Annotated in this window: 9 protein-coding genes, 3 pseudogenes and 1 riboswitch; of the genes and pseudogenes, 7 read left to right on the top strand and 5 right to left on the bottom strand. The window is 65.9% G+C overall.

Going from position 1 to position 12,683, the window contains the following annotated elements; translation table 11 throughout:
* Nucleotides 1-26 precede the first annotated feature (26 nt).
* Nucleotides 27-593 (bottom strand): annotated as a pseudogene (locus ACWPN7_RS33710) (IS6 family transposase).
* A 331-nt stretch (nucleotides 594-924) separates the two neighbouring features.
* Here ACWPN7_RS33710 and ACWPN7_RS33705 point away from each other — a divergent pair.
* Nucleotides 925-1,215 (top strand): hypothetical protein, encoded by a 291-nt coding sequence (locus tag ACWPN7_RS33705; RefSeq protein WP_349621329.1) that lies wholly within the window; start codon nucleotides 925-927, stop codon nucleotides 1,213-1,215.
* Nucleotides 1,216-1,800: 585 nt separating this feature from the next.
* A complete protein-coding gene (locus tag ACWPN7_RS33700) occupies nucleotides 1,801-2,034 on the top strand; it encodes a hypothetical protein (RefSeq protein ID WP_200777088.1) in 234 nt (77 codons plus the stop codon).
* 124 nt (nucleotides 2,035-2,158) lie between these two features.
* Here ACWPN7_RS33700 and ACWPN7_RS33695 read toward each other — a convergent pair whose 3' ends face one another.
* Nucleotides 2,159-2,665, bottom strand: coding sequence for a DUF6790 family protein (locus ACWPN7_RS33695; protein ID WP_200777089.1), 507 nt, complete (start codon nucleotides 2,663-2,665; stop codon nucleotides 2,159-2,161).
* Between the two features lie 423 nt (nucleotides 2,666-3,088).
* Here ACWPN7_RS33695 and ACWPN7_RS33690 point away from each other — a divergent pair, with 423 nt between their 5' ends.
* Both ACWPN7_RS33690 and ACWPN7_RS33685 read left to right on the top strand, forming a co-directional pair.
* A complete protein-coding gene (locus tag ACWPN7_RS33690; protein WP_247892024.1) occupies nucleotides 3,089-3,517 on the top strand; it encodes a LexA family protein in 429 nt (142 codons plus the stop codon).
* A gap of 295 nt (nucleotides 3,518-3,812) precedes the next feature.
* Nucleotides 3,813-4,780, top strand: a pseudogene (locus ACWPN7_RS33685) (IS5 family transposase).
* 80 nt (nucleotides 4,781-4,860) lie between these two features.
* Nucleotides 4,861-5,078, bottom strand: a riboswitch (cobalamin riboswitch).
* Nucleotides 5,079-5,185: 107 nt separating this feature from the next.
* Here ACWPN7_RS33685 and ACWPN7_RS33680 read toward each other — a convergent pair.
* Together ACWPN7_RS33680 and thrS are read right to left on the bottom strand one after the other, a co-directional pair.
* On the bottom strand, nucleotides 5,186-6,301 hold the full coding sequence (locus ACWPN7_RS33680; RefSeq protein WP_492273738.1) for a DUF2149 domain-containing protein: 1,116 nt from the start codon (nucleotides 6,299-6,301) through the stop codon (nucleotides 5,186-5,188).
* 118 nt (nucleotides 6,302-6,419) lie between these two features.
* Nucleotides 6,420-7,856, bottom strand: a pseudogene (thrS, locus tag ACWPN7_RS33675) (threonine--tRNA ligase); the annotation flags it as partial.
* A gap of 450 nt (nucleotides 7,857-8,306) precedes the next feature.
* On the opposite strand from thrS, the gene folE reads away from it, so the two are divergent.
* Genes folE through ACWPN7_RS33660 form a run of 3 tightly spaced genes read left to right on the top strand, consistent with a single transcriptional unit; the run spans nucleotide 8,307 to nucleotide 11,220 of the window.
* Nucleotides 8,307-8,945 (top strand): GTP cyclohydrolase I FolE, encoded by a 639-nt coding sequence (gene folE / locus ACWPN7_RS33670; protein WP_200776706.1) that lies wholly within the window; start codon nucleotides 8,307-8,309, stop codon nucleotides 8,943-8,945.
* Nucleotides 8,942-10,717, top strand: coding sequence for a zinc metallochaperone GTPase ZigA (gene zigA / locus ACWPN7_RS33665; RefSeq protein ID WP_459197894.1), 1,776 nt, complete (start codon nucleotides 8,942-8,944; stop codon nucleotides 10,715-10,717). Before folE ends, zigA begins: the two co-directional genes overlap by 4 nt.
* Nucleotides 10,714-11,220, top strand: a complete 507-nt coding sequence (locus ACWPN7_RS33660; protein WP_200776704.1) for an LbetaH domain-containing protein — start codon at nucleotides 10,714-10,716, stop codon at nucleotides 11,218-11,220. Before zigA ends, ACWPN7_RS33660 begins: the two co-directional genes overlap by 4 nt.
* Nucleotides 11,221-11,315: 95 nt before the next feature.
* Here ACWPN7_RS33660 and ACWPN7_RS33655 read toward each other — a convergent pair whose 3' ends face one another.
* A complete protein-coding gene (locus tag ACWPN7_RS33655) occupies nucleotides 11,316-12,392 on the bottom strand; it encodes an IS5 family transposase (RefSeq protein ID WP_200777155.1) in 1,077 nt (358 codons plus the stop codon).
* Between the last annotated feature and the right edge of the window lie 291 nt (nucleotides 12,393-12,683).

Raw genomic sequence — 12,683 nt, 5'->3', positions numbered from 1 at the left:
GGGGCCCCGGAGGCGGACAGCGTGAATTACGCGACAGCAAGCATGTCGCGCAGGGCAGTGACCCTCTGGACATGGATCGCCCGTCGGCGCGCTGCTGGGACGTGCTGCTTGCGCCGGGTCGACGGGCGCAGGAAGTTGCGCACCTCGTCGTAAGCCCGGCAGAACCGAGCAGCACTGCCTGAGGACTTGAAGCCGCGCATCGGCCGGGTGCGGCCTTTCACTCCGCGGTGATCTTGCTCCAAATGGTTGTTTTTGTATTTCGAAGTGCGGTGCTCGACATCCTCACCGAACATCTCCTTGAGGGCCGGCGGGTAGCCGGAGTGCTTGTCGGAGGTGATGGTCTTGGGGATGATCCCGGTCACCTAGATCGCTGAGCGGAAGAATGCTCTGGCCGCAACTTGGTCGCGCGTTGGGCTGAGAAAAACGTCCACCAAATTGCCATCACTGTCGATGGCCCGGTACAAGTCCTGCCACTGGCCGGCGACCTTGAGGTAGGTCTCGTCCACGTACCAGCTCCGGCCGATCTTGCCCTTCCGGTGCTGACGCAGAGCCTCCGTGAGCAACGGCGCCAGCTTGGCTTCCCAGTCCCGCACCGCCTCATGGGAGAAGACCAGTCCGCGCAACAGCAGGATCTCGGCGAGATCGCGCAAGCTCAGCTTCAGGCGCAGCCGCCACAGCACGATCAGGAACACCACGTCGGAGGGCAGCTGCAGGCGGTTCAGCACCGAGCCGGTGCGTTCATTGAACCCGCGCCGGCACTCCCGGCAGCGGAAGCGGCGATACCCGTGCGCCGTCCGATCCGAACGCTCGGTCGTGCTTGCCGACTGGCAGTGTGGTCAACGCATCCGTCTCCTCCTCGCTGAGAGGGGAGATCTGGGGAATGGCCAAGCTCCCGGCAACGTGGCGCGACACCTGACGGAACCCGTGGCGCTGCTCCGGCTCGACAACGAGGATCGGGCTGACGCCCGCGCGCAGACCGTCCAGCTTGCCCAAGCCGGCAGCCGCATCTCCTGGGGAGCCCCGGTCGTGTCGACCATCGTCCTGGTGACGTTCGGCATCGTGCTGTACCGGGTGCTGAGCCAGCCGACCGGCGCAATCGACCAGAACGCCACGCTCATGCTGGGCGCCCTGACCACCATGGCCTCGGCGGTGGTGTCCTACTGGGTCGGCTCCAGCGCCGGGTCTGCCGCCAAGGACAAGCTGCTCCGGAAGTGAGGGACTTGTTGTGCCCCTTCTTCACCTTTCTGTTCCAGGCATAACGAGCACTCGTGCAGGTGACTGGCACCCTCAGAAATTTCCTGCATGGTGAATGGAGTGCGGCATGTCCAAGCTATTATCCACCGCTCAACACCAATCAGGTATTCCCGGGCTTCAAAGCCGATGGCGGCTTGATTGTGCTCTCGCAACGTCTTGAGTGCTCGGCAAGCCGAGCTGCACGCTGACGAAACATAATGGCACATGGCCGTTCCTAAAATGCCTTGCTCTGCGAAAAAGGGGTAAGGCCATAACCCAAGAACCGTCGAGTCGAAATTGAGCTTCTGTCGAAATATCACAGCCAGAAATTGCATGCCCGGGTATGTGCGCTGTTGAGCGTTCCCGCCATATCTGGGGCCATGAGTGTTCCGCGCTGGATTGGCTTCTCTGGTGGGTGCTGAGATCGTCCCTATGGAGTGGGCTGCTTGGTCGGCCCGCTCGCACGCAGTTGAAAACACGCGGATCAACCCTCTACACTTCACTGCCTCGCTGTCGCTAAACTGAAAGTAGATTGAGCAACCAGGAAGCCCGTGAGGAGGCCGCTCCATGACACCGAACGATGCCATCGTTGCCGTAGCCATGAAGCCGGTGGCGGAGCGCTTGGCGGTTACACTCGCCGGAATGCCCCCAGAGCAGGCCGAGCGAGCGGTCTCCCAATATGTCCAGCAAGCCGTCCGGGAGTTGGAGTTGAGCGACATCCCCAGGGAGGGAATCGTCCAGGCGGCTCTCGCGCTGCTGATCCACGAGCGGGAGCGGGTGCTGGGACCCGAGAGGGGATAACCCGGCTTGACCATGACCGGGCCGCAATCTGTGCTGTACAAGGCCGGACCCGATGCTGCCTGGATTCGGGATCGCCTTGGTGCGCCTCGGAAACATGACGCTGACGCGCTCCGCTAACCAATCCCTACCTCCCGAGAACCATCGCCGGGACTGCCTTCCGTTGAGCCGCGATGAGGAGCAGGATCAGGAGGAACGGCCGGATGCAGGTGAGAACGAGAAGAATGCCGGCGTTCCCAGGCGCATAGTTCCCGGCCACCCAAATCTGATGAAAGTGGCCGTACGCCACGCCGATGTAGAACAGTGATGCGTAGGTCACGACCGCCGCCTTGAAGTCGAGCGATCTCCGGAAGGCGAGCACCCCCATGGCGCCCAGCGCTATGTCAGCGACGCCGATCTCGAACTGAAACGGGCTTGTCGTCCATCCGATGAACGCCGCCGCGCGCTCCGGAGCGAACACATGGAACAGCCCCGCCCAGAGAGCATCAACGTCAACGGCGAGCAGCAGCAGCCAGGACAGGTAGCCTTCCGGGGTTCGGTCAGACCGGCTGAGAGTTGGAATGATGATCGCCAGTAGAAAGGTGATCAAAGGAATGTGTGTCAGGACAAATCGTATCAAATTAGCGACGTCCATTTCGTCCTCCATGGAAGAGACGACAAGCAGACGTTGAGGCGTTTATCTCGCCCGTTCCAAGAGGCTATCGGAAATACCTCGATGTAGGCGCTGTCCTCGCGCCTGTATCTGTTCTGGCGAGGTGCACAACCGCATCGATCCTGCGAACTGATATCTGCAGATCGGCGGGCCGACTACCCCACCCCATCTTCAATTAAAGGATACCAACCGTGAACGCTATGTTCCCGGCGCGCGCAGTCGCGCCCGACTATCGCCTTGTCGAAACCCTGTCGCTGGGTGCTGCCCCGCTCGTCCCGGCGCTAGGGTAGGCATGACAGCGAAGCTGATCACCGCGATCCCAGCTTTGGTGTCAACGACTCTTTGTTCTTGAAAAGTTCTTTTCCTGCGCCATCCTCCCAACAAGTCAGGTGGGTGGAGGGGAGCATGCAGGCGCCAGAGCCGGTAGTGATGCGGTCATGCCCGGTCGTGTCTGTTGAGGCCGTGGTGCCGGCGGGATTCCCGTCACCCGCGGCGGACTATGTGGAAGGCCGAATCGAACTCGCAGAAGTGCTGGTGCCCCACCCTTCCGCCACCTTCACCTTGCGCGTCTCCGGTCATTCCATGGTCCGCGCCGGCATCCATGACGGTGACCTAGCAATTGTTGATCGGTCGCTGACTGCCCGTCATGACGACGTCGTGGTGGCGGTGCTTGATGGCGAACTGACGTGCAAGCGCCTGCTGAAGCGTGGCGCCCAAGTGTGGTTGGTGCCGGATTCGGATGATACCGCATACCGTCCGGTCGAGGTCACCGACCGGCTCGACTTTGAAATCTGGGGCGTGATCACGAGCACCATCCGTTTGCATCGGCGGTGATGGCCATGGTGTCGCCGCGGGTCTACGGGCGGTTCCGTCAGGTGTCGCGCCACGTTGCCGGGAGCTTGGCCATTCCCCAGATCTCCCCTCTCAGCGAGGAGGAGACGGATGCGTTGCCCACACTGCCAGTCGGCAAGCACGACCGAGCGTTCGGATCGGACGGCGCACGGGTATCGCCGCTTCCGCTGCCGGGAGTGCCGGCGCGGGACGTTGTTGCAGCGAGGCGGGGATTGCGGATGGCGGGGCAGCATCGTAGGGGAGGCGCCGTTGACCATTCCCTGTTCTGATCCAGCCGATGCCGTTCAAAGCCAACGCCGCTCGCCGCCATCACATCCCCAAGCAGCGATACAGGGTTTGCAACTGGCAAGAGTATGATGCCGCGCTGCGGGCGCGTGGCAGCCTGAACGTGTGGTTCAGCGACGAGGCGGTGGAGCGCTGGCGGGCCGAGACCCGATCCACACCGGGCGGGCAGCGCACCTACTCCGACCTGGCGATCCTCACGGCGTTGATGCTGCGTGCGGTGTACCGCTTGGCTCTGCGGCAAACTGAGGGTCTGGTCGCTTCCCTCGTCCAGGTGCTCGGGCTCGATCTGGCGGTGCCGGATCATTCCACGCTCAGCCGCCGGGCCAAGACCGTCACCGTCCCGACCCCGCCGGCGAAAACCAACGACCCAATCCGTCTGCTGGTCGACAGCACCGGTGTGAAGCTGTGCGGCCCCGGTGACTGGCTGATCGAGAAGCACGGCACGCGCCGGCGCCGCGCGTGGCGGAAGCTGCACATCGGCCTGGACGCCGGCACCGGGCGCATCGTCGCCGCGACACTGACCGATCATGACGTCGATGACGCCTCGCAAGTCGGCCCCCTGCTGGACCGGATTGCCGAGCCCCTGGTTGCCGTCATCGCCGACGGCGCTTACGACCAGAGCGGCGTCTACGAAGCCGTGACCAAGCGGCACCCAGGGGCGGGCGTGGTCGCGCCGCCGCGCTCCACGGCGGTACCGAGCGATACCGCGCAGAGCGCACCAGCACAGCGGGATCGGCATCTCCAGGCCATCGCCGCTGATGGCCGCAAGGCGTGGCAGGCAACTCCGGCTACAACCTGCGCGCGCTCGTGGAGGCCTTCTTCAGCCGCTACAAACACGTCATCGGGGAGGGTCTCCACTTCCACACCGACGACCGGCAGCAGACCGAGATTGGTGTCGCCGTCCTGGTCCTGAACCGCATGCTCGACCTTGGACGCCCGGACGCCGTCCGCGTCCGATGATCAGGCGCACCGACCTGCCGGCTCCAACTCTCGCTGCCTCGGTGCAACAGCGTCCTCCACCGGGACACCCCACCCGAGGACGTTTCGTTGTGGTACTGGCAGGTCTCCTGGCTTGCGGGTCGCCGCCGTTCCGTCCGGCCTTCCCGGCGCCGGAGGCGCCAGTGGCGGATAACGACGGAACGGCTCACCGCTCACAGTTGCGGGGGCAGCCCCGGCCTCGCCGCGGGACGCGGCTCACCGGGTTCCCTCTTAGCTTCCGGCGAAGATCGCCGGAAGAACCAGAACCGGGACCATTCATGGGCGACCGCGACACGCCGGTCAAGCTTCGTGAACGAAAGACTTTGGGAGAAAGCCGGTTCGCCGATGACGGAAGCCTGCGTGCACCGGTCCGATGACGGGGTCCGATCACGGCGTGTCCGGAGCGCCCGTTTCGGGCACGTAGATCAAGCGGCCGTCCGGCAGACGGTAGGTCGTTCCCGCCCGGATTCCCTTGCCCTCCCCGATGGCGCCGGTCGATTCATAGCGGGTCAGTTCCTGTCCATCCTTCACCGTGATGCGCATGTCGGCTTCGCCGGGATTCTCCACCACGACGGCCTTGTTGGATGAGAACGGGTTGAGCGGGTTGCGCACGATGACGATCATCAGGATGCCGATGACCACCAGGAACAGGTCGATCAGGTTGACCACCGACAGGATCGGATCGTCGGCGTCGTCATGGTCGAGAAAGCGCATCAGCCGGCTCCTCCGGCTTCGGCCAGGGACCGCTCGACCGCCCGCAGATCCTCCAGCAGCCAGCGGCGGCAAGAAGGCGATGCTGGCCGCGACCAGCGCCAGGATCACCGCGGAGAAGGCCACCGTCAGGTTCTCGCCGATGCCCTGGGCGTCGTTGCGGGTCAGGGCCAGCAGGGCCGGCCCCATGGGGATCATCGTCGCCACCAGCCCCAGCATCGGCGCGCTGCGGGCCACCACCCGCAGCCACTCCAGCCGCTTCATGATCCACAGCTCCAGATCGTCGCTGCCGCATCCCGTGCGGTGGCGGTACGCGATCAGCGGCGAGCGGTGGTCCCCGCGGCGGCGCTGCCACGCCTCCACCGCGAAGGCCCCCAGCGCCCACAAGCTGTAGGCCAGCGACGCCAGGATCAGCAGCAGGACGGGCAGCAGGAACAGGCGGGCGATGCCATCCATCAGGATCAGCGTGTGTTCCGCCGGCATGCCGCGGATGGAGATACCGCGGCGGTTCAGCCCGACGCCGCCGACCATGATCCCCGGCGTGTCGCGGAGCGCGTCCGCCAGATCCTGCACCGGGCGCTGCTGAAGCTCGCCGCCCGTGATGACCGTGACGGTCGCCGGCGCGTCGGCCAGCGGTCGCTCGGTGGCGGTGGCGCTGACCACCACCGGTTCCAGCACGACCGGCGCATCGGCCAGCGCTCCGGCCGCGCACAGCAGTACCGGTGGTGCTACGACAAGGCACGAGAGAACCGTTCCCGCCCGGTGGCGGGCGCGGTTGGCACGGCGATCCATGATATCCCCCAAATCCCCTGATCCCCCGACGTGGGAAAGCTCACCACACCGGTATATGTAATGATATAACATTACATATCGATTTCGCGTCAACTCCCCTCTGTCCCGCGAACGGCACTCAATGCCCCCAGGCGACCGAAGCCGGCTTCAGAAGTGAGCGCCGGTTCTCCGCGTCGAGACGCAGCAGCGCCTCCCGCGCCCACATTGTTTCGCTGTCCGGCGAACCGAGCCGACGGAAGGAGACGGTCCCGTCCGCGGCCTCCCGCTTGCCGACAACCAGCATCACCGGAACTTTGGCCAAGCTGTGCTCGCGGATCTTGTAGCCGATCTTCTCGTTGCGCAGGTCAGCCTCGGCCCGCAAGCCCTCCTCGTGCAGCAGGCCGACAAGTTCACGGGCATAGTCATCAGCCTCTCCGGTAATCGTAACGACCACCGCCTGCACCGGCGCCAGCCATAGCGGCAGCCGCCCAGCATGGTGTTCGAGCAGAATCCCGGTGAAGCGCTCCAGCGAACCGAACAGCGCCCGATGCAGCATCACCGGCGGGTGCTTGGCGCCGTCCGGCCCGATGTAGCCGGCCCCCAACCGCTCCGGCAGAGTGAGATCGACCTGCAAGGTGCCGCACTGCCAGTCCCGGCCAATGGCGTCGCGCAGCACGAACTCCAGCTTCGGCCCATAGAACGCCCCTTCGCCGGGGTTCAGGCCGTAAGGCAGTCCTGTGGCTTCCACCGCGTCGCGCAGGGCGGCCTCGGCCTTGTCCCAGACGGCATCGGAGCCGACCCGCTTGGCCGGCCGGTCGGAGAACTTCACCCGCACGTCCTCGAAGCCGAAGTCGCGGTAGATGCTCAGCACCAGCTGGCAGACGGAGCGGGACTCGCCGACGATCTGGTCCTCGGTGCAGAAGATGTGCGCGTCGTCCTGGGTGAAGGCGCGCACCCGCATCAGGCCGTGGAGCGCACCCGACGGTTCGAAGCGATGGACCTTGCCGATCTCGGCCAGCCGCAGCGGCAGGTCGCGGTAGCTGCGGATGCCCTGCTTGAACACCTGCACGCCGCCGGGGCAGTTCATCGGCTTCAAGGCAAAGACGCGGTCTTCCTTGGCCTCGGTGGTGAACATGTTCTCGCCGAACTTTTCCCAATGTCCGGAGGCTTCCCACAGCGACCGGTCCATGATGTCCGGCGTGTTGATCTCCAGATAACCGGCCCTGGTCTGGCGCTTGCGGATGTAGTCGATCAGGGTCTGGAACAGCGTCCAACCCTTGGGGTGCCAGAACACCGCGCCCGGCGCCTCCTCTTGGAAATGGAACAGGTCCATCTCGCGCCCCAGCCGGCGATGGTCGCGCTTTTCCGCTTCGGCAAGACGGTGCAGATGGGCGGCCAGTTCGCCGGCGTCGCGCCACGCGGTGCCGTAGATCCGGTGCAGCATCGGGTTGCGGTGATCGCCCCGCCAGTAGGCCCCCGCCACCGTCAGCAGCGCGAAGGCGGTGCCGAGACAGCCCGTGGAGGGCAGGTGCGGGCCACGGCACAGGTCGCGGAAGTCGCCCTGGCGATAGAGGGTCGCCGCACCGCCCACACAGCAGGAACAGGGCGGCGTGGTCCGGCCCGGCGGCCGGCCGGGCGATGTAGGCGTTCCAGCTTTCGATCCGCAGCACCAGCCCCTCCTTCATCAGGAAATCCAGGGTCCGGTAGATGGTCTGCGGCTGGAACCGCCGCCCGCACGCTGTCTCCAGGCGGGGGATCAGGTCGTAGGCGCGCAGGGGCCGGTGCTCCCGTCCGAAGATGTCCAGCATCGCCCGCCGGATCGGCGTCATCCGCCGATCCAGGTGAGGATCGCAAGCCGCCGCCACGGCCGTGGCGGGAACCGGTACCTGAGGGGTGGTCGGTGCATGGAAGCCGTCCATGGCGATCTTCTCCTTGCCGGCCGCCCGGTCGTTGATATATGTAACGTTATAACATTACATTGCATGGCGCAACCCAACCGAACGCCCCCTGACCGGCACAAAGAACGATGTCCGACTCCTTGCCCAACACACGGACGACGCTCCCGCCGCTTCCTTCCTTCCACCGCCCCAGCCGGATGGAAGCGGAGGCGGCCGTCCGCACCCTCATCGCCTGGAGCGGCGACGATCCCGACCGCGAAGGTCTGGCCGACACGCCCGGCCGCGTCGTCCGCGCCTACGAGGAGTTCTTCGCCGGCTACCGGGAGGACCCGGTCGCCACGCTGGCCGCCACGCTGGAACCCGCCGGCTCTTACGACGGCCTGCTGGTCCTGCGCGACATCCGTCTGGAATCGCATTGTGAACACCACATCGTCCCGATCCTGGGTGTCGCCCATGTCGGCTACCTGCCGGCGGGCCGGGTGGTCGGTCTCAGCAAGCTGGCCCGGGTCGTGGACATCTTCGCCCGTCGCCTGCAAAGCCAGGAGGCCCTGACGGTCCAGATCGCCGACACGCTGGATCGGGTGCTCCAACCGCTGGGCGTGGCAGTGGTGATCGAGGCAGCGCACCAGTGCATGACCACGCGCGGCGTCCACAAGCCGGGCGCCGCCACCGTCACCACCCGCCTTCTCGGCGCCTTCCGCCATGACGCGGCGTTGAAGGCCGCCTTCACCGCCGCCATCGGTAGCCACAGGGAGACGACACCATGACCGATGCCCCCGCGAACGACCCGCCCGCGCCGGACCGGCGGTACCGCCACCGCTTCACCGATCGCCTGTCGGTGGAACAGGTCGAGGAGGGCACCACGCTGGCGCCCCGGTTCGATGCCGACGGCCTGATCCCGGTCGTCACCACCGACGCCGCGTCGGGCGATGTTTTGATGATGGGGGTGATGAACGCCGAGGCGCTGGCCTGCAGCATCGAAACCGGCAAAGCCCATTACTGGAGCCGGAGCCGCGGAACCTTGTGGCGCAAGGGCGCCACAAGCGGTCTGGTCCAGACCATCGTGGAGATGAGGATCGACGACGACCAGGACGCGGTCTGGCTGCGGGTGACGGTCAGCGGCGGCGCCAGTTGCCATGTCGGCTACCGGTCCTGCTTCTACCGATCCGTTGCCATCGGCGCAGGCGCGGATGGTCCGGTCGCGCTGCGCTTCACCGAACGCGAAAAGATCTTCGACCCGCGTGCCGTCTACGGCGACGCACCGAATCCCACCCGTCTCCAGACGTGCGAGGCTCCCATCATGCCCCCGACCCGGAGTTCCTCGGCGGACCGCCGCCTTCCCGTGACCGTGCTGTCCGGCTTTCTCGGCGCCGGCAAGACCACGCTGCTCAACCATGTCCTGAACAACCGGGCCGGCAAGCGGGTGGCGGTGATCGTCAACGACATGAGCGAGGTCAACATCGACGCCGACCTCGTCCGCGAGGGTGGCAGCAACCTGTCGCGCACGGAGGAGCGGTTGGTCGAAATGACCAACGGCTGCATCTGCTGCACCCTGCGTGACGACCTGCTGGCCGAGGTCCGCCGTCTGGCCGGGGAGAACCGTTTCGATTACCTGCTGATCGAATCCACCGGCATCGCCGAACCGCTGCCCATCGCGGCGACCTTCGACTTCCGCGACGAGGCCGGCGACAGCCTGGGCGATCTGGCCCGCATCGACACCATGGTGACGGTGGTAGACGCGGTGAACCTGCTGCGCGATTACGGCTCCGGCGACTTCCTGCGCGACCGCGGCGAAACCGCGGGCGACGGCGACGAGCGGACGCTCGTGGACCTTCTGGTCGATCAGATCGAGTTCGCCGACGTGATCGTGCTGAACAAGATCGATACCGCCACGCCGGAACAGGTCGCGGCGGCGCGCACCATCATCCGCGCGCTGAACCCCGCCGCCGATCTGGTCGAGACGGCACAAGGCCGCATCTCCCTCGACCGCGTTCTGGACACCGGCCGCTTCGACTATGAGAAGGCCCAGGAGCATCCGCTCTGGTACAAGGAGCTGTACGGCCATGCCGAGCATGTGCCGGAAACCGAGGAGTACGGGATCGGCAGCTTCGTCTACCGCGCCCGCCGGCCCTTCCATCCCGCCAAGTTTCACCAGTTCCTTGACCGCTCCTGGCCGGGGGTGATCCGCGCCAAGGGGCATTTCTGGATCGCCACCCGGCCCGACTGGGTGGGCGAATTGAGTCACGCCGGCGCGCTGGTGCGCCATCAGGCCATGGGCTTCTGGTGGGCGGGCGTCCCGCGCGAACGCTGGCCCGACCATCCGGAATGGCGCGAGGCCATCGTCCGGAACTGGGACCCGGTCTATGGCGACCGCCGGCAGGAACTGGTCTTCATTGGCTCGGGTATGGACGAGGCGGGGATAAGGACGATGCTGGACGCCTGCCTCGTCGGCTCCGCCGAAACGCCGGCCTTCGAACCGCGTCGCTGGGCGCGCCTGTCCGATCCCTTCCCGGTCTGGCAGCGGGGAGACGCCGGATGATCCGGCGAAACCCCCGGGGCGACCTCCCCGTTGTGGCGGAATCCGCTTTCGTCGATCCGACCGCCATCCTGTGCGGGCTCGTGATCGTCGAGGACGACGTCTTCATCGGTCCCTACGCCGTCATCCGCGCCGATGAGACCGATGCGGACGGCGGCATGGAACCGATCCGCATCGGCCGCGGGTCGAACATCCAGGACGGTGTCGTCATCCACTCCAAATCGGGGGCCGCGGTGACCATCGGGTCGCGGAGCTCGATCGCCCATCGCTCGATCGTGCACGGCCCCTGCACCGTCGGCGACGAGGTGTTCATCGGGTTCAACTCGGTCCTGTTCAACTGCACCATCGGCGACCGGGCGGCGGTCCGGCACAATTCGGTGGTCGAGGGTTGCCGGCTGCCGCCCGGCTTTCACGTCCCCTCCACCACGACGGTGCATTCGGATGCGGACCTAGCAGGTCGCGGAAAAACGAACATATTCTGGCTTTTTGCCTCCGCTGAGGCTTGAGAATGGGGGTTCTGAAGCCCGTTTTTATCGGAATGGAGCGGTTTTTCGCGCTGCGCGGCTCCTGGAACCGCCATTCAGGCGGATTCCGGGCGTGATTATGCCGCCGCCAGCAGCTTGGGCAGGCGGATCAGGTTGTAGGCGGCGGCGGTCAGGGTGAACATCCAACCGACGCGGGCCGTGCCGCGATGACGTGTTTTGCGCAAGCCGGCTCCCTTGATCCAGCCGAACAGCTCCTCGATCCGTTTGCGGATTCTCAGGCTGACGGCGTAGCCGGGGTGACGGGTGGTCCGGCCGTCGATCGCCGAGCGGCGGTTGCTCGTGTTCTGCGCGACATGCGCAGCGGCGCCCAACTCGCGCATGGTCGCCACGAAATCCCTGGTGTCGTAAGCCTTGTCGGCGCCCACCGTGATGCGGTGACGGCCGGGGATGGCCTCGACCATGGAAACCGCCGCTTCGCGTTCGGCCAGACCGGTGGCCGCCGTCAGCCGGACATCGACCACCAGGGCGTGGCGGTTCTCCATCAATGCATGGCCCATGAAGGCCAGCTTCGCCGGCTGCCCGTTGCCCTTGCGGTACAGCCGCGCCTCGGGATCGCTGGTCGAGGCATGGGTCTCGTTGGACCGCCTCTCACCATGGAAGTCGCGCTCGCCGTTGCGCCCCGGCCCCGGCGGCTCGCCGCTGCCATCCTTGGGCCGGAAGCTCTTCACCGAGGCCCAGGCTTCGATCAGCGTGCCGTCCACCGAGAAATGCTCGTCCGACAGCAGCGCCTTGACCCGGGGTTGACCCAGCATGGCGGCCAGGAACTTGGCCGCCACATCGCCGGCCAGCAGGCGCTCACGGTTCTTGGTGAACACAGTGACGTCCCACACCGGGGCGTCCATCGACAAGCCGACGAACCAGCGGAACAGCAGGTTGTAGTCGAGCTGCTCCATCAGCTGGCGTTCCGAGCGCACCGAGAAGAAGGCCTGGAGCAGCAAAGCCCGCAGCAGCTTCTCCGGCGGGATCGACGGCCGGCCGAGCGTCGAGTACAGACCCTCGAACGCCGGCGACATCACCTCCAGCGCTTCATCAACGATGGCACGGATCGGCCGCAGCGGATGATCGGCCGGAACCCGAGCCTCGCAGCTCACATAGCTGAACAGACCATCGCTGTGCTCGTCCGATCCCCGCATCGTCCCCTCGCCGGCCGCTTTCTCTTCCACCAGAGAGAATCACGACCAGACGGCCGGGCACAGCCTTTTTCCGCGGCCTGCTAGCCCGCATCCCGCAGGTGACGGTGGACGTGACCACCTTCTCGGAGGACGTGGCGTCTACGAATGTCGGGCTGGCCGCCGCCTATCGCCGCATCCGCAACGAGTTCTGATCGTCAGCGGCGAACCGGCACGTCCAAGCTCCGCACGCATCGGGGTTCACCCGGCTTTCCGCTCCGGTGGAACGCAGCCAAGCTTGCAAAACACGTTATG

Source organism: Azospirillum sp. UENF 312511 (genome assembly GCF_058780635.1).
Note: the sequence above shows the minus strand (reverse complement) of the source record. Positions and strands in the feature narration are given on the sequence as shown.

What these genes read in the sequence shown, in the direction of transcription:
- ACWPN7_RS33700 (WP_200777088.1), top strand. Translation starts at nt 1,801, where the DNA reads ATGACACCGAACGATGCCATCGTTGCCGTAGCCATGAAGCCGGTGGCG.
- ACWPN7_RS33695 (WP_200777089.1), bottom strand. Translation starts at nt 2,665, where the DNA reads ATGGACGTCGCTAATTTGATACGATTTGTCCTGACACACATTCCTTTG.
- ACWPN7_RS33690 (WP_247892024.1), top strand. Translation starts at nt 3,089, where the DNA reads ATGCAGGCGCCAGAGCCGGTAGTGATGCGGTCATGCCCGGTCGTGTCT.
- ACWPN7_RS33680 (WP_492273738.1), bottom strand. Translation starts at nt 6,301, where the DNA reads ATGGATCGCCGTGCCAACCGCGCCCGCCACCGGGCGGGAACGGTTCTC.
- folE (WP_200776706.1), top strand. Translation starts at nt 8,307, where the DNA reads ATGTCCGACTCCTTGCCCAACACACGGACGACGCTCCCGCCGCTTCCT.
- zigA (WP_459197894.1), top strand. Translation starts at nt 8,942, where the DNA reads ATGACCGATGCCCCCGCGAACGACCCGCCCGCGCCGGACCGGCGGTAC.
- ACWPN7_RS33660 (WP_200776704.1), top strand. Translation starts at nt 10,714, where the DNA reads ATGATCCGGCGAAACCCCCGGGGCGACCTCCCCGTTGTGGCGGAATCC.
- ACWPN7_RS33655 (WP_200777155.1), bottom strand. Translation starts at nt 12,392, where the DNA reads ATGCGGGGATCGGACGAGCACAGCGATGGTCTGTTCAGCTATGTGAGC.